The sequence below is a fragment of the Bradyrhizobium sp. 179 genome, assembly GCF_023073535.1.
GTDB lineage: Bacteria > Pseudomonadota > Alphaproteobacteria > Rhizobiales > Xanthobacteraceae > Bradyrhizobium.
Genome location: NZ_JADPJR010000076.1, coordinates 15,149 through 32,384, shown reverse-complemented (window position 1 = coordinate 32,384; position 17,236 = coordinate 15,149). Strand labels below are relative to the sequence as shown.

The 17,236-nt window shown below is 58.9% G+C and carries 13 protein-coding genes; 6 read left to right on the top strand and 7 right to left on the bottom strand.

What is annotated here, in order from left to right:
* Positions 1-15: 15 nt before the first annotated feature.
* The 6 genes from IVB12_RS19040 to IVB12_RS19015 form a co-directional block, all read right to left on the bottom strand.
* Positions 16-807 (bottom strand): glycosyltransferase family 2 protein, encoded by a 792-nt coding sequence (locus IVB12_RS19040; RefSeq protein ID WP_247301091.1) that lies wholly within the window; start codon positions 805-807, stop codon positions 16-18.
* Positions 804-2,060 (bottom strand): NAD(P)-binding domain-containing protein, encoded by a 1,257-nt coding sequence (locus tag IVB12_RS19035; protein ID WP_247301090.1) that lies wholly within the window; start codon positions 2,058-2,060, stop codon positions 804-806. The genes IVB12_RS19040 and IVB12_RS19035 overlap by 4 nt, the downstream gene beginning before the upstream one ends.
* A 257-nt stretch (positions 2,061-2,317) precedes the next feature.
* Positions 2,318-3,835 carry a hypothetical protein gene (locus tag IVB12_RS19030; protein ID WP_247301089.1) on the bottom strand — a complete coding sequence of 506 codons (1,518 nt, stop codon included), beginning with the start codon at positions 3,833-3,835 and terminating at the stop codon, positions 2,318-2,320.
* 50 nt (positions 3,836-3,885) lie between these two features.
* Positions 3,886-5,127 carry a hypothetical protein gene (locus IVB12_RS19025; protein WP_247301088.1) on the bottom strand — a complete coding sequence of 414 codons (1,242 nt, stop codon included), beginning with the start codon at positions 5,125-5,127 and terminating at the stop codon, positions 3,886-3,888.
* Positions 5,128-5,140: 13 nt separating this feature from the next.
* Complete coding sequence (locus IVB12_RS19020) at positions 5,141-6,463, bottom strand: NAD(P)-binding domain-containing protein (protein ID WP_247301087.1); 1,323 nt, start codon at positions 6,461-6,463, stop codon at positions 5,141-5,143.
* A 61-nt stretch (positions 6,464-6,524) separates the two neighbouring features.
* Positions 6,525-7,712, bottom strand: coding sequence for a GNAT family N-acetyltransferase (locus IVB12_RS19015; RefSeq protein WP_247301086.1), 1,188 nt, complete (start codon positions 7,710-7,712; stop codon positions 6,525-6,527).
* Between the two features lie 266 nt (positions 7,713-7,978).
* On the opposite strand from IVB12_RS19015, the gene IVB12_RS19010 reads away from it, so the two are divergent.
* The gene (locus IVB12_RS19010; protein ID WP_247301085.1) at positions 7,979-9,445 is read left to right on the top strand and encodes a beta-mannosidase; all 1,467 of its coding nucleotides are present in this window, start codon (positions 7,979-7,981) and stop codon (positions 9,443-9,445) included.
* Positions 9,432-10,433: a glycosyltransferase family 2 protein gene (locus tag IVB12_RS19005; RefSeq protein ID WP_247301084.1), complete on the top strand. Its 1,002-nt coding sequence runs from the start codon at positions 9,432-9,434 to the stop codon at positions 10,431-10,433. The genes IVB12_RS19010 and IVB12_RS19005 overlap by 14 nt, the downstream gene beginning before the upstream one ends.
* A gap of 1,319 nt (positions 10,434-11,752) precedes the next feature.
* Here IVB12_RS19005 and IVB12_RS19000 read toward each other — a convergent pair.
* Positions 11,753-11,932: a hypothetical protein gene (locus IVB12_RS19000; RefSeq protein ID WP_247301083.1), complete on the bottom strand. Its 180-nt coding sequence runs from the start codon at positions 11,930-11,932 to the stop codon at positions 11,753-11,755.
* 424 nt (positions 11,933-12,356) lie between these two features.
* Here IVB12_RS19000 and IVB12_RS18995 point away from each other — a divergent pair, with 424 nt between their 5' ends.
* From IVB12_RS18995 to IVB12_RS18980, 4 genes are read left to right on the top strand one after another with little or no spacing between them, the layout of a single operon-like run.
* Positions 12,357-13,334 (top strand): NAD-dependent epimerase/dehydratase family protein, encoded by a 978-nt coding sequence (locus IVB12_RS18995; protein ID WP_247301082.1) that lies wholly within the window; start codon positions 12,357-12,359, stop codon positions 13,332-13,334.
* A complete protein-coding gene (locus IVB12_RS18990) occupies positions 13,334-15,253 on the top strand; it encodes an HAD-IIIA family hydrolase (RefSeq protein ID WP_247301081.1) in 1,920 nt (639 codons plus the stop codon). Before IVB12_RS18995 ends, IVB12_RS18990 begins: the two co-directional genes overlap by 1 nt.
* Complete coding sequence (locus tag IVB12_RS18985; protein ID WP_247301080.1) at positions 15,254-16,255, top strand: GHMP kinase; 1,002 nt, start codon at positions 15,254-15,256, stop codon at positions 16,253-16,255. It abuts the gene before it with no gap.
* A complete protein-coding gene (locus IVB12_RS18980) occupies positions 16,252-16,959 on the top strand; it encodes an SIS domain-containing protein (protein WP_247301079.1) in 708 nt (235 codons plus the stop codon). Before IVB12_RS18985 ends, IVB12_RS18980 begins: the two co-directional genes overlap by 4 nt.
* Positions 16,960-17,236 lie beyond the last annotated feature (277 nt).

The following is a 17,236-nucleotide window of genomic DNA, read 5'->3' as shown; positions in this document are numbered from 1 at the left end:
GGCTTCCGTTGCTGCTCAGGGATATCCATAAGCAACCAGCGAGACCGGCGAGAGCACCTTCTCGCGCAGGATAGTCTTCAGGACTCGCCAACCATCCGGGATAGCGCGTAGATTGCTCTCGCCGCTGATGCGCGGAGCTTCGAAACTTGCCACCTCGACGATGTTCAGGTGGTTCTTCAACGCGCGCACGTTGATGAGGGTCTCGACCTCGAAGCCGTCGCAGTCGCAGTTCAGGGTGGCGACGTGCTTGGTCCAGAACGCCATGTATCCGTAGCACAGATCGGAGAACAAACCGCCATAGAGCAGCCGCACGATCAGAGTAAGACCCCAATTGCCGAGCATCCGGAACAACGACATATCATCGGTGCCGGCGCCCTGGAGGAAGCGCGATCCCTTCGCCAGATCCGCGCCGGCCATTAGCGCACTGACAAAGACGATTGCCTCCTCCGGGACCATCGAGCCGTCGGCATCCAGCATCACAATGATGTCGCCTGTGGCGGCCCGGAATCCCGCTTGCAGCGCTGCGCCTTTGCCGCGCCGCGGCTCCATGACAACTTTCACGTCTTCCCGCAGGTGGCGCGCGACGGCGACTGTGTTGTCGGTCGACCGACCGTCCACGATAATGATCTCGTGCGCCCAGGTCGGGATGCGCGGCAGAAGCCAAGGGAGGTTCTTGGCTTCATTGAGCGTCGGAATGATGAAGCTCACGCGGGGTAACGTCACTGACAATGCCGGCATCATGGCGCCTGGCTGGGCGACTGGCACGGCGCCGACATGAGCGAGGATGCTGGAGGTTGGGGCATTCATGGCAGCACCGTTTGCTCGAGCGCCGTGATCCGGGGCGCAGGCTGGGAGCGCGACAGCGGGGAGGACAGATGTCGGGCGAGATGCCGGGCCGGGTGATACGTGCCGTAGACGAAGCGACACACCGGACCGAAGCTGTTTGCGGCGGCGGGACCGATGAAATGCAAACCTGGTACGGATGTCTCGTAGTGGCCCGAGAGCTGCGGGGCTCCCTGGACGAGACGGATCTGGCGCAGCAGCCCCTGATTGAGGAAATTCAGCCGACTGATATCAACCTTGTAGCCGGTGGCGAAAATCACGTGGTCGGCGCGCTTCCGGGTCCTCACGCCATCCGCGTCGTGCAGGTCCAGCGTGATTTTCCCATTGCGGGTCTCGATGCCGTGGACGGTCTGACCGAGCCAAAGCGGCGCTTGCTCAATGACACGATCCTTCATGAAGGCACCGCCCAGGGGACCCAGCGCGCGCGTGTTGGCGAGCCCGACACGCAGATGCTCCGGCAGGAGGCGGATCAGCTGCGGAGCGTGGGCGCAGACTGCTAAACTCCAGCCATGCCCAAGTCCGCTCATCGGGGCAGTGGTGCGCTCAAAGAAGGTGCGGGGGCGAGGCCGGTCGGCGAAGTGCAGATGCGACTGACGCGAAACGAGCGAAACCGAAACGCCTCGTTCGTGGAGCAGCGCTACGAGATCAAACGCGGATGATCCGGATCCGACCACGATCACGTCCTTGCCGTCCAGCGACTCCAGCGGGCCGTAGTCGCCGCTATGCGAGCACAGCTCGGCGGGCAGATGCGCGGCCTCGGGCGGCAGACGCATGAAGGGATGCAGCCCGACCGCCACCACCACGCGGCGGGCGTGAACTACTTCGCCGTTGTCAAAACTGGCGCGGAGGCAGCCATCGCTGGGTTCCAGCATCTTCAGCATCTTGCGCTCCACCGCGGGCGCGCAACGCTCCTGAAAAGCTTCGCCGTATTCGATAAACCGGCTGAGCGGAAGCGGCATTAGGCAGTGATGATAGGGCAGGGCACGATCCGCGCAGAACCGCTTCAATGCGAATTCGGAGTTCGGATCGGACAGACAGCTTGCCCAAGGGAACGATTTCAGCAGCATCCCAGGCGGCATGTTGTTCTTCCATGCTCCCATGGGCTCTCCAAAAACCCGGTGCTCCACACCACGCGCACGCAAATGCGCACCCAGCGACAATCCATAGGGGCCAGCTCCAATGACCGCCACATCTACGGACGTGCTTGGTCTCGCCATATGCAGACTCCCGCACAAGATGAAATGAAATCGGATGAAAGGAAGATTGGGAGGAAAGTCTTGAGCCCTCTCCTGACCTCAGCTAACCCGACCTTCCCCGATGCGACACCGCAATGGAAGCACGATGGATGGTTAGCTCTTTGTGGTTATGCTTTCAGGCCCGTCCTCACCGTACCAGCAGCTACCTCCTCGACTGCGGCGCTCTTGGGCACCTACTTTCGCAAGGCTGCCAGATCGGTATCGGCGAGGGCGGGAGTCTATCCATGCGTGGCCGGTGGGCGGGATGCAAGCAGTCCATAGGAGGCCGTGACCTCTCGCAATCCCCTGACATGACCGAACAGGTCGATGACCTCAATGCCGGATCGGCGGTTGTAGGTATGGCACCCGAACGCGCCGCACCTGATGCGGCCGACCGGCGTCTGCGCAAACTCCGACCGGTTGAGCGCATCGATCTGGCAAAGCGTCACTGCGCCGCCATAGCGACGCGAACAGTCTTGGGCCGGACGTAGTGTGCGCCCACCGTGCCGGAAGAACGCGCCTGCGGGACGGCTGAGCGTCGCATCGATCAGTAGGGGATTTTCCGCGTGCGGCGTCCACGGCCCGGTCAACTCTTCGGCACGGTAGAGGCTGAGGGTATCCCAGGACGAGGCCTTCCATGACCTCGGGCTGACGAAAAGCCAGAAAGCGCCCTCATGGTGCAGCAGCGTGGCATCGTAAAATTCCCTGCCTTCGACGAGGCAGGCCTCGCGTGTCCATCGGTGCGGAAATTCCACGCACCTGTAAAGGCTGACATTCCTCCCCGCTCCCGACTCAGGGATCATCCAGATCTGTGCGTCCTGCTCGAACACGAACGGGTACGATAGGTGATATGGCTCATCGAGGACGATCTGCGGTGCGTTAGTGGCTGCGTTTCGGTTCGCGGTCACGACCGCGATGCATCCGCGGCTCTCGGCATTGAGGTATTGCTCGACAAAGATGTAGTCTCGCCCCTGATGTCGAAACGGGAACGGGTCGGCGAGAAAATTGCCGGCGTCGCCGGTGAGAACATGGAAGGCTGCGCTCCCTTTGTCGAGCAGGCTCGTCGCGTCGTCGAAGCGCCAGCCGATTGCCCAAGCCTTGCCGCCCCTCGCCAGGATGTCGACGAACCTGATTGCCTTGGATATCACCGTGTTGGTCGCCCGCGCCAAAACGGAAATCGCGCCAAGCCGAGGCGCGAAAGTCCGTGGACGCGAGACACCTGGCGCGGTTGAACCCGTTTCCTCGCGCAAGGCTTTGAGGATCAGTGTGACCGCGCAGGAGAGGGCACTGTCCAGGCTTGCTGCGAACACTTCACGGTCTGCGCTGGCCGGACGAGCTGTCAACGGCCGCAAAGGGTGGAGGGTGTCGTGCACGTCGACGAGAAGGTCCTGATCCTGCGCCACGGCCGCCATGACCCCGATCTCGCCGGCGATCCCGTTGAAGAGCGGCGTTAGCACGCGCCGCCCGGCCGGGAGCGGCTCCTCCGCGCTAAAATCGATCACCACGTCGACTTCGCCGGCCGGAAGCGGCGGCAGGGACCGGAGCGGAGCCTCGACGGTGTCGGTGGCGCTGTTCTCGCGAAAGCCATAGACCAGTCGTTCGAGTTCGAGCAGCAGACGAGATATCGGCGGGAGCGGGTAACAGCTGGCCGCGAGCGCGCAGTAGACCGTGTTGCCGGGCGTCTCGGCAAGCGCTTCTGCTAGCCACAGATGCCAGCGCAGAAGCCGCGAAGGATCAAGTTTCAGGCAAATGCGCATTGTCGTTCTTCACGCCCAGTTTGGGCCAACACAAGGTAACGCCGAGACAATCAACCGGCCCGATGCATTTCCTGCCCCGCTGACGCTTTGGAGTTGGGAAAGTGTCCCAACGTGCGCCGTATTATCTGCTTCACGCTAATCGCTGCCGCCAAAAGCGCCGGAGCCGGATCGTCCCAGCGCCAGTAGGCGTTGTGAATTCGATGACGAGGTGGATAGAAACAGCTGGTGCCGAGGAGCCAAGCTGAGATGATATCCTTGAATTCGTCGCGCCAGACATGCGTCGGATCAAAATTCAATGGAGAGCGTGGCTGGCCTGCACCGTCACAATAACCGACATGACAGAGATTGATGCCGCAGAGTGCGGAGATCTCCACCTGACCATCGATCCGCCCAACGGTTGGCTCGACAAACCGCAACACGCCGTCACGCTGGTCGCGCTTGTATTCCATACTTGCGAAGCCGTTCGTCAATCCAATCGATTGGAAGAAGCGGATTGTCAGGTCCTCCAGTTGCTCGGCGGCTTCGGGCGCCGCCCAGCAACTCGCGGTCAAGCCGATCTGCGGAGGCCAGGAGCGACCCTTGCGCCCAGCAAAGGCGACAGGGCCACCGGGAGCCAGGTAGCACAGACAAAAGTAGATCGAGTCATTCGACCCCTCGATCCACTCCTGAACGATTACCTCGCCGACGCTGTCCAGCACTTGCTCGCAGAGCGACCGGGCGTCGGCTTCGGTCTCAACACGGTACGCCTTCTTGAAAGCGCCGTCATACGCTTGGGAGCGACAGTTTGGCTTCACGCAGAATGGAGCGTGAAGGTCACGCAGAGCGTTCAAGTCACGATGGTCGCGCAGCAAGAGGGTCTTCGGCACGGGAAAGCCATGCTGCTGGGCCAGCCGAAAAAATCGTTCCTTCAGAGTGAGATCGACCAGCAGTTCATGGGGTGGGAGTTGGAACTCGAACAGGGGGGCGACATGGTTGCGATACTGTGACACTGTCAAAAGCGGACGATCGTCGGCAAATATGATGACACCGCCCTGTGGCAATGTTGATCGCAACCCACGCAGTTCCTCCACGAATTCTTCGCCATCAAAGGTCGGGACGACGAACCGTCGCGCATATCGCGATGCCATTGCGATGTCGTACTTTGAATTGCTGACGACGACCGGGCGAAGTCCGGCCTGAGCCAGGCTGCGCACGGCAGACAGGCCGTTGATTCCTCCTCCGAGGACTATGGCGGCCGGTGCGCCATCCGAGGCCCGAGTATTATGCCGCGTATTGACCGTTCGACCAGGCATGCTGGCTCCAATCCTAACGAGAGGACCGCCGTTTCTTGATGGGGTCGAAGTGGATGGCCGCAGATCTTTCAAGGCCGGCAATGTCGAGCCGTGGTCGGTGCGTCTCGGGCGCCAGGGGAGCCGATTCTCGCCTTTGCCGAAGCACCGCATTCGCCAGATGCCGTGATATTTTGCGAGCGGTGAAGTCGGTGCCAAACACGAAGCGCATGACGGGGCCAAACGTTCTGATTGATGCATGACCCACGAAATAGAGTCCCTGGACCGACGATTCGAAGTTCACTGATAGCCGCGGAGCGTTGCCGATAAGATGCAGCTCCTGCAAAATTGCCGGGCTTAGAAATGGCAGCCGATTCACGTCGGCTCTGTATCCGGTGGCCGCGATCACGTGATCTGCCTCCACGACTTCGGTGCTGCCGTCCATCGCGACCAATCGTAGCTGCACAGCTTGCCCGGATACTCTCGCCTCCTGCAGCGAGCGCCCGAGATGTAAGGGAACGGATTCCAGCCGATCTCGCATTGCCTCTCCTGCGGCCGGCGAGGGAAATTGTTCTGCTATGCCGACTCGATAGGACTCGGGAAAATAGCGAAACAGCCAAGGCAAATCCGCGAACAGCCTATGTTTCCAACCCGGGCCAATCCCGGATACCGGCAGCACCAGAGGTCTTAAAAGCGGGTGCGCGCCCGAGCCTCCCCACCTGCCAGTGAAAATGAGAGCTGGCGTACGCGAGATGAGCCGAGCGTTTCCTACTGCCTCGTTCAAGAGCACCGCGATATCTATTGCAGATGCGCCGCCTCCGACGACCGCGACGCGCTGCCCTCTGAATCTTTCAAAGTCGTGAACGTCGGTGGCGTGCGATAGCTTCTCGCTCGACAGGTGTGAGAGCTGTTCGGGCATGTGATGGAAATGGTTGAGGCCTGTTGCGATCACCACGTTGTGCGTCCGGAACGATGTTTCACTCCTCATGCGCAATTCGAACCCTCCCGAAACGGCCCTCACGGAGACTAGCTCCTGCTGCTGTACATCCGGCACACAGCGCTTTTGGAACTCCAATCCGTAAGCGCAGAATGTTTCTAGCGGAATTGGCAGATCGAGATTGTCATAAGGACTGCTGTGTTCGTGGCAGAAACGTTTGAGTGGAAAGGCCTGCTCGGGATCGGAAAGGTTTGACGCGAACCCCGCTGATTTGAGCAACATGCCCTTCGGCATCTTGCTTTTCCAGCTCTCCATGGGGCTGCCGATTATCCGATAATCCACGCCCAGCTCGCGCAAGTGTGCTGCAATGGACAGCCCATAGGGGCCGGCACCGACGATCGTCACGTCACATAGATTGGACAACGCGTACCTCCCTTGGTCTTCCCCGGCAACGGCCCAGTGCTCAGCCGATCCTCTGAGAACGTCACCCGACAAACGGAATGCAGCGACGCAGTTTCCTTTCAGTGGCAAGATGCAGAGCGCCCTGCTTCAGATGCCTGGTAAGGCTCGCCAGCATCCGAGTTGTGTGCCGGAGCTCCGCTTCCACGCGTCGCTCCGGACTGTCTCTGCTTATCGCGATCCATTTCATTGCATGCTCGGCGTTGGCCAGATGGGACTTATGGCCGGCGGGCCCCGCCAGGAAATCGTAGCAACGCTCCCCGCGTGCAATGCTGTCCTCAATGGACAGCACATAACTGACAAGGCCGGGCTTGAGCCGGCCATCGCGTTCATAAAGAAAACCGCTTTGGTAATTGAGAACAGTGCCGTCATGGACGAAATTGTACAAGACCCCAATCGTCTGGTCACCGGCCAGGGTCCGCGAGATGCGCACGGCGCCTATGGGCACTCCGCGCGCAATCAGCTCCTGATGAAACGAGCGGAAATTCGAGTTGGCGAAGCATCCCCTGCGTCCCCATCGGGACTGATGCAAATCGACCAGCAAATCGAACGCGGCAAGGGCCTCAGATGCCGTTTCCATGGTCCGGAGATCAAGCGGGCCGCGTTGCGCATATAACCGTACGGCACGACTGACGGCTTGGCGCGTGCTGCGGCCCAACGCGGCACGATAAGTTCCGCTGTTCTGGCGGACTTTGGCAAAATCAACCCATCGCGCCGTCTCTGCCTCTTTCACCTCAGCGACCAGCCCGGCCCGGCTCGCTGTGCGACAAGCGGTCAACTCCAGCTCAGTACCAATGCCCGAGAGCACAAGCTGATCAGACCGTTGTAGGCGTTGCGTCAGAGCCTCGAGACATGCTGCGATAACGGCTTCGGCCGAAGATCGCTCTGCGAGAATACTGTTGTATTCGATGAACAATCGGTCGAAGCGCTTATTGCCGGTTTCGTTCAGCAGCCAACGCGTCCGCACATGCGGCCCAAAACTCCACGCCCGCCGCCGGCAAACGATGGCCAGGCCGACGATCCTGTCACCCGTCCGGGCGACCAGGACGTGCGGTTGCACGTCCTTTGGAAGATGTCGCAGCCAGGTTCCAATCCAGAGCCAGGACAAGAAAAGCGAGTGGTGTGCGTGCGTTTCGAGTTCCTTCCAAGAGCTCTCAAGTAGGGCAATGTTCTGCAAGGCCTCCACCCTGACCTCGATCACCGCATCAGGCATTGTTGCTCCTCGAAGCTCTGCACGATTGGTCAGCGCGGCCTGGCGTTTTCCGGAGCCGAACGCTTCGGCGGGCGCGACTGCTGACAAAGGACCCTTGTGTGGCTACTTTAATGGACAGCACTATGCCTGATCGGCGACCGCCTGTGGCAAGGCCAGAGGGAGTAATCCCTCGGGACTCTTGCGCGCCGTCCCTGACAGCGTCACGTGGAGGAATGATTGTCGACTGGCAACGGGTTAGAAGCGGGCTGAGCAACGCCGGAGTACGGATGCTGGTGTTCGTGTTGCTGTGCGCGCCGGCGGCCGTAAGCGCGGCGGACAACCCGTCCGCGACGTCGTTCGTCAAGACCTCCGGAACAGAATTCACCCTGGACGGCATGCCGTTTTTCGTCGCGGGCGTGAACAATCACTATTTGCCCTACGGCTCGCATGAGGAGGTCGCCCGCGTTCTCGACGATGCGGCGGCGATGGGCGCCAATGTGGTCCGCATCATTTTGCAACCGGTCGTTGTTTCGCTCGACGGCAGCGTCGCGACGATCTGGAATTGGAAGCTTCAGGGCGAGACCAGCGATCTCGCGGTCAACGGCACGTACCTGCTCTATTGGGATACGGTCCAAAACAGGACGGCCATCAATGATGGCGCCGACGGTATAGGGAAGGTTGATTTCCTTGTCACCGAGGCCGGCAAGCGCCGTATGAAGTTCATCATCGCCTTCCTGGAATTCTATACCTACACGGGCGGCGCCCAGCAAATGCGCCCCTGGTATGGCAGCCAGGATGAGTCCGGTTTTTTCTTCAAAGACCGGCCTACGAAGCAGGACTACAGGACCTGGCTCAGTTACGTCGTGCAGCGGGTCAACCCGCTCACCGGGCGAGCCTACCGGGATGATCCGGCTATCATGGCCTGGGAGCTCATGAACGTAGGCAATGCGAGCCCGGAATCGTTGCGGTTGGCCTGGACGCCCGAAATGTCGGCGCATTTTAAGTCGCTCGATCCCAATCATCTCGTCAGCTCAGGTAACGCCAACATGATCGCGAAGATGGCCGATTTGATGATTCTGACGCTCGATTTCGGGGCATGGCACGGCTACCCGCTCTTCTACAAGCTCACTATAACGCAATTCAACGATACGATAACCGAGTTCTGTCAGCTGGCATTGCGCGCCAGAAAGCCGGTCCTTCTGGAGGAATTCGGCTATGCCCGCTCCAACGGTGATTCGGCCGAGGCGTACGGGATGTGGCTCGATACTCTTGCGCGCGATCCCAACTGCGCGGGCTGGGTCGTGTGGCGGCAGGACAGCGGAAGGTACCCCGTCGACGAGTATGAGCACTTCGACATCCGCAATGACGCAAGTCTGCTCTGGAACATCCCAAAAGCCGGGGCAGAGCGGGCCGTACAGACCCCCGAAAAACAGCCGGGCGTCAGAAAATGTCCGGGAGCTCCGATGACCGCACCGTCGGCCTGCCACACGGAAGCGACCAATGCCCGCAACCCAACAGGCGAACGAAAGAGATCATCGAAAATGATCGATGCGTCAGTTGTCATCTGCGCCTACACGCTTGATCGCTGGGATGATCTAGACGCGGCTATCGCATCGGTACGCCTGGTGCTTCGAGATCGTCAGCAGTACCAGCTCTTCGGCGACGACCGCGAAATGCCGTTCCCCGATCGGGCTCTTGAGCCTATACTAAGTCGGCAGCTTGAGGAGTTTGGGGGCCGCTTTGGAACGTTCTGAAATCGATGACAGAAAGCCCAGCGATGTATCCGTCGTGATCTGCGCGCATACGCTCGATCGTTGGAGCGAACTGAATGCAGCTGTCGCGTCAGTGCGCGAGCAGACTTATCCGGCGAGGGAAATTTTCGTCGTGATCGATCAGGAAAGCGAGGCACTGCTAGAGCGTGCCACGCGCGAGATGGAGGGGATTTCGGTCATCGTGAATAAGGCGGCGAGGCTGTCAGGTGCTCGCACGTCCGGTGCCGAATTGGCGACCGCCCCGATCGTTGTCTTTCTCGACGATGATGCAATCGCCGATCGGAATTGGCTCGCGTATCTCGTCGACACGTTCCAAGATCCGCGCGTTCTCGGTGCCGGCGGACATATCGATCCGCTGTGGCTCCGGCCACCGCCCCGCTGGTTCCCCGCTGAATTCAACTGGATCATCGGTTGCACCTACACCGGGATGCCAGTCCATAACGGACAAGTTCGCAACCTGCTTGGGGCTAATATGGCGGTGCGCGCCGAGGTGATTCGTCGAGCTGGCGGGTTTACCGCCGGGTGGGGCGGAGGCTCGACGAGACTTGGCGGGCCGCGCGGAGGCAAAGCGGTGTCCGAGGCCTGCGACGAAACCGAATTCTGCATTCGCGCCTCACGCCTGTTTCCGGGCGGTATCTGGCTCTATTGCCCCCAAGCGCGTATCCAGCATGTTGTGCCGGCCCAACGGACGACGTGGCGCTATTTCGTCCGCCGCTGTCGCATGGAAGGAACCGCCAAGTCCGTGCTGACCGGGGTGACCGGTTCGCGGGATGGGCTTGGTTCGGAGCGGCGGTATGTGCTGACGATCGCACAATCTTTCTTCCGCTATCTGATCACCGGGAACTTTGGGCGGGCATTTGCGATTTTTGTCGGCTTGGCCGTCACTGCCCTCGCCTATGGACAAACGCGGTTATTGCAAGCACTTGGCAAAACGCGTCGGTCCGGCGAACGCAAGATCAACTATACCTGAACTGCCGGATCCGGTAGGGCTGGCCAACCCAGAACCGATGCCGTTCCGACGACTCGAGAGGTCGCCGCCTCACAAGACAGAGCGCGGCGCGTCGTCCCTGCGCCACTGGCAGCTTGTCAGCGGCGCACTTAAGGCAGGTGAGGCCTGCATGTCTCTTTATCCGTCCTTGGGCTGTCGCACCAGCGCCGCTTTCAGTTCGAATTGGTCGACCGGATCTGCCGGATATTTCGCATCTGTTGATGAGCGACGAGACGCCAGACTAACCAGCCGGCGCAATTGCTTCATCCATCTGTGGGCCCTGCGACTGGCCTACTCACTTCGGGGTATGGCCTGCCGGCGGTGCTCCTAGCTATTGTCCAACATGGCGCCAAGCATGGTCGGACATCGCCTTTTCAGAGGCAAGACTTTGGAGAACGTCGGCTACACGCTGGCCGCCGCTCGCACGATCGCGAACTGGCCGAGCTTCCTCATCGATTACGTCTGCAGATGGGCCGCGAACCTAAGTGCTGCGCGACGGCACGCGGATCGAGACGGACGAAGCAATCGACCTAGCGACGATCGGGGTCGTGTATCTGGCACGGGAATACGGAGAAGTGTCCACCGGCTGGACCGTCATCGACATCGGCGCGAATATCGGCATCTTCTCGTCTGCGCCGCGAGGGCAGGCGCCACGGTCATCGCATACGACCTATGCCCGAAAATTACTGCAGGCTGACCCACAACGTAGGTCGAAACGGCCTTGGCGGGCCGATCAAGTCCATGCGCCAGGGAGCCGCCGGATGCAGTTAAAAGCGCATCCTGCACGTGTCGGGGACGGGCACGGGGGCATTCTCTGGTGATTGACGCGAACGCCTCAGGCGGCGTCGAGATCGACTGCGTGTCGCTCGCTGACGTGCTTACGAGCAACCGGATCGTCCGTTGCGACCTCCTCAAGATGGACGCGAGGGCGCCGAACTTGAGATCCTTGAGAGCGCTTTCCATGAGGTTCTCGCCGCGATCGGGCGGATAAGGATGGAATGGCATCCGAACTACGACCTGAGGACGCTCACCGCGCTTCTAATCGAGATAGGCCTCACCATAACTCGCTTGCACCCGGACGAGGCCGGACGGGGAATGCCCTGGGCGCAGAGGGACCGGACAAACTAAGGACGACCTCATGGTGTTGAAGGGTCACCGAGCGGCCCGGCGCATCCGCAGGTCAATCAATTTCACATACATCTGAGGCTACATTTTGAGCGTTTGCGACGTAATGGCCTTCTTCGTTCCTCGTATACCGAACGGTCTACACGGCCTGGGTCACCTCGGGATCCCTGTGAGCGTCAATCGATACATCGCTCGGCTCCCTCTTCCTCCTTGACGCTACCGACAATTCGGAGCGCTAAGACCCGATAGCTGCCCTCGATTCCGCCGGCGACGTGGCGCCCGATCAGCTCACGGATCTCGCGTTCTTTGCGTGTTGCGACGACGCCCAGAAACGACCGCGGCTGGATCCTCGCCATGCCGAACTCTTGCCAAGCGGCCTCCTCGTCGCTCGAGACGATTTCGACCTTTCCCGAGTGGTGGCGACAATCATCTGGGAACACGAGGTCGAGGCCATTATTCATTATCGATGGGAGCCGACGTACAGGCGGGCGCGGTGCGGCTACATCGGATCAACAAGATGGGGTTACCCCGGAGGAAGGATCGCTGATTGGAGAAAACCATGCGATGATTCAAATACGCTCGAGGAAAGCGCATGACCTTAATGGCCCTGCTGCAGAGTCACCTTTGCCCCAAGGCCATTGAACTGCAACGCGAAGCAGGTGGGCTCTATCCAGCCCGAAGATGAAATGCGGGTCACCCTGCGCCGATCCATCGCGCGCTGCGGTTGCATGACCCGGAAGAATTGAGAGAGCTTGCGCACACAGGGAAGGGGCAATCCGATTGGGCGAACCGCACGCTATATTCATATCAGGGGTCGCGGGCTTTGTAGGAAGCAAGCTCGCAAGGCTCTTTATTGATCGCGGATATCCGGTCGTCGGCTTTGATAACCTGTCACGAGGTTGCCGGGATAACGTGAGTGGGCTCCTTACGAATGAGAGGTTCATCTTTGAAAAGGTAGATCTCTCAAACGGGGGTGCAGTGAGAAGCCACTTTTTGAGATGCCACAGCCGAATTCCGATTTCCGAAGTGTGGCACATGGCTGCCAATTCGGACATTCCGGCGGGAATCGCCGATGCCTCTGTTGATCTGCGCGATACCTTTCTGTCGACGTTCAACGTGTTGGAATCAATGAAGGAGGCGAGGATTTCGTTTCTGGCTTTCGCTTCGAGTTCAGCTGTATATGGCGACTTGGGAGAGGCTCCGATCAGCGAGAATGACGGGCCGCTGCTACCCATTTCCAATTACGGTGCCATGAAGCTCGCATCGGAGGCGCTAATAAGCGCTGCCGTCGAGAACTGGCTACATCGGGCGTTGATTTTTCGCTTTCCGAACGTGATCGGGGTTCCAGCAACCCACGGCGTCGTTCTGGATTTCGTAAGAAAGCTAAGGAGCACGCCAAACAAACTGAATGTCTTGGGATCGGGACGACAGCGGAAGGCATATCTTCACGTCAATGATCTGATTGATGCGCTTGCCTACTTGCGTGAAAACGCATCGGAGCGGCTTGGGTACTACAATATCGGCCCTGAGGACAAAGGGGTAACCGTTAGCTTTATAGCGGAAACAACTGTCGAGGCCGTCGCGCCGGGCGCCGGGATCGAATACGGAGTTGACGACCGCGGCTGGACAGGGGATGTTCCCCGATTTTCCTATGATATAGCAAAAATCCGTGCGCTTGGTTGGCGGCCCCAGCTTGGTTCGGCTGATGCCGTTCGCAAAGCCATCGTGGAAATCGTGCGACAGGAAGGACACCTGTGATGCAGGCGGTTGTACTTGCAGGTGGTCGAGGGACACGGCTCAGGAGCCGGACAGGTGATTTGCCCAAGTCACTGGTCGACGTAGGTGGCAGGCCGCTCCTTGAGCACCAGATCGGGCTCGTTAAGCGGCACGGCATCGAGAGAATTTTGATTCTGGTGAGCCATGCAGCCGAGCAAATCGTCGAGTTTTGCAATCAACGCGATAACTGGGGGATCGACGTTCGTTGCGTAAATGACGGTGCGCCTCGCGGGACAGCTGGAGCAGTTCTTTCCGTTTTGGATCTGCTCGACGATGACTTCCTTACGATCTATGGCGACACGATGCTCGACATCGATCTCGACCGCTTCAAGCGCTTCCATGAAGAACACAAGGCAGCAGCGGCGACAGTTTTGACCCATCCGAATGACCACCCGCAGGATTCCGATCTGATTGAAACTTCAGAAGACGGCATGGTTAGCGCGTTCCATCCATATCCACACGATCCCGGTTGCTATTACCCAAACAGAGTCAACGCGGCTCTCTATTACATTCGAAAGCAAGCCCTATCCCCGTGGCGCGCCGCAGCAACTCCGCTCGATTTCGGCAAGGACCTCTTTCCTGAGATGCTTCGGCTCGGCATGAAGATAACAAGCTACAACAGCCCTGAGTATATAAAGGATGCTGGAACCCCTGAGAGACTTGACAAGGTTTGTGCTGACTTTGAATCGGGCCGCATAGCTCGAGCTTCACTCAGTACACCGCAGAAAGCCGTATTTTTGGACAGGGATGGGTGCATCAATGTGGACCATGGACACGTCGATCGTCCCGAACTCCTCGAACTGATTGACGGAGCTGCGGCCGCGATCGCTTGTTTCAACCGAGCCGAATACCGGACAATTGTCGTCACGAACCAGCCCGTTGTGGCGAGAGGTAATTGCTCCGTGCGAGACCTGCAGACAATCCATAACAAGATGGAGACCGAGCTTGGCCGATGCGGGGCTTTCGTTGATGCGATCTATTTTTGCCCGCATCATCCAGATCGCGGCTTTGTCGGTGAGGTGGAAGAACTGAAGATCCGCTGCGGATGCCGCAAGCCTTCCACTGGGCTGGTTGATGTGGCGATCGAGGCTTTCAATGTCGACCGGAGTCAATCCTGGATTATCGGCGATTCCTCAACAGATGCCGCTCTCGCAAAACGGTCTGGCATCAGATCGATCCTAGTCGAGACGGGCGCGGGCGGGCTGGATGGCACGTATCATGTCATGCCTGACTATACCGTTTCAAACTTGTCTAAAGCTGCTAAGTTCATTCTCGCCGTTCATCCGCTCTTGCTTCGCTCGGCATCTGATCTGACCGCGCATGTGAAGCCAGGTGATGTCTGTTTCGTAGGCGGCCTTTCCCGGAGCGGAAAGAGTTTTCTTGCCAGCGCCATCGCGGAGGTTCTTCGCGGACGTGGCCTTGAGACGCAGGTCCTTGCGCTTGATCGCTGGATACGGTCTGGCGCAGATCGCGAACCAACAGTGTTGGGGCGCTACAACGTGGACCAGATTAGGAGAGTTCTAAGCCGTCTGGCGGAAGTGCGTTCTCGCGAAACGCACGATCTGCCCTTTTACGAAAACCTAAGCCGCATATCGCATCCAAGATCGGAGCAGATAACCATTTCTCCTGAAACCGTCCTGGTCGTGGAGGGGACTATTGCTCTCTCGCTGTCCGATGCGGTCTTGGGAGGGCGTTCGCACACATTCTTCGTTGATGTCGATGAGGAGCTGAGGAGGACCCGCGTAATGCGAGAATACTTGCGGCGAGGTATGGATCGGGAGTCTGCTGCGAGTATTTACAGTTCGCGTCAAGAGGACGAGACACCGATCGTGTTGGCATCGCGCGCGAGCGCAAAACATCGCGTCCGATTGCAGGAGATTGAGCCGATTGAGGCAGTTTGAATGATTATTAGTCAGACGCCGCTTCGAGTCAGCTTTGTGGGGGGTGGTAGCGATCTCCCTGCCTTCTATCGTCGGGAAGGCGGCGCCGTCCTAAGCGTCGCTATCGACAAGTACGTCTATGTGAATGTGAACCGCAAGTTCGATAATGGCACTCGAGTCGCTTATTCCAAAACGGAAGAGGTGGATAGCGTTGAGCAGATCCAGCATCCGATAGTAAGGGCGACGATGGGATATCTTGGGATCTGTGGAGGCGTTGAGATAACAACTATTGCGGATATTCCATCGAAGGGAACGGGACTTGGATCCTCCAGCACGTTTACCGTTGGCCTTCTGCACGCGCTAAATGCGTTTCGCGGGCAGTATGTCTCGAAGGCAAAGCTCGGCGCAGATAGCTGTCTAGTTGAGATAGAACTTTGTGGCGCTCCGATTGGGAAGCAAGATCAGTATGCCGCCGCTTTCGGGGGATTGAATCTTATCGAGTTTCACCCCGATGAGAGCGTTTCGGTCTCGCCGCTCATATGCCCACGTGATTTTATCGCTTCAATCGAGAAGCAGGTTCTCATGTTTTACACCGGCATTACGCGTAGCGCGTCAGACATTCTCGTCCGACAGTCAGAGGCCATCGGCAGGGCGTCGGAAAAGCGGAGAGCGCTCAGGCGGATGGTCGAGCTCACGTATCACCTTTGCGACGAACTGCATCGATGGAACCTCGATGCATTCGGCGAAGTCCTCCACGAGAACTGGCTCCTAAAAAAGAGCCTCGCTGAAGAAATCACGAACGACGCGATCGATGGTTGGTATCGAAGAGCATTACAAGCAGGCGCCAAGGGCGGCAAGCTGCTCGGAGCAGGTGCGGGAGGTTTTCTCATGTTCTTCGCGCCTCCCGATCGCCACGACGCAATCAAGAGAGCCCTGGGGGAGCTGCAGCACATTCCTGTGAAGTTCGACTTCGCCGGGAGCCGCATCGTTCATTATCAACCGACATTGGAGCTCACTCAATGAAGCATATTAGCAATAGGGCCCGGTCAGCCGAAGCGCACTTATTCGATCAGTTTTGCGGTAGCGCTCAAGCCTATTTCAAAAAGCTCGAGGCCGTTCTTGCTTCACTGGACCACCAGAGTTTCGATAGTGCAGTAGCCTTGATCGCGCAAGCGCAGGAGGATGGCAAGCAGATAATCACGCTTGGAAATGGGGGCAGCTCACTTACAGCGCTACATTTCATCACGGACTGGAATAAGAGCATCTATCTCTCTACCAAGCGTCCTTTTCGTGGTCGGTCGCTGATCGACAATGTGGGCCTGGCTTTCGCGTACGCGAACGATATCTCGTTCGAGGATGTATTCGTCGAACAGCTGAAGAACATCCTGAATGATGGCGACTTGGTTATTGCGATTTCGGGAAGCGGGAATTCGGAAAACGTTCTGCGTGCTGTTCGATATGCTAACGATCGTGGTGCAGTTACATTAGGTCTTTGTGGATATAGCGGCGGAGTGCTTAGGCAGATCGCCCAGCACGTAGTTTTGGTTAATGTGAATGACATGCAGCTCTCGGAAGATATACATGCGATGTTCGGGCATCTCGTTATGCAGTGTCTTTGTCTTGGACGTGCGGGCGAAGCTTGGGGCGCCGACAACGGCGCGGCGCCGCTGGAGGGCTCCCTTGGGAAGGCGCCTGCTCTTTCCGGCAATGGGTTCCACAGAGCATGAGTGAATCGGCGCAAGGAGCCGGAGGAGGTGGTCCTGCCGCACTGTTGCGCTGCGGCACGTGAGGGGTGGTTATCGACGGGCAAGAAGTTGGAAATGAATTGCGGAACACGGGACTGCGGCTGCTGATGGTCGGCGTTGAACTCACCACGCTCGCCTACGTATGACGGCTTGGAGGAGCCGACGAAGCCTTACCATATCAGCTGTTACCGCGTCTCGGAGTCTGCGGAGCATAGCCACGCCGATGCCGGCAGCGCGCGAAGCCGGTTGGGCCAGTACG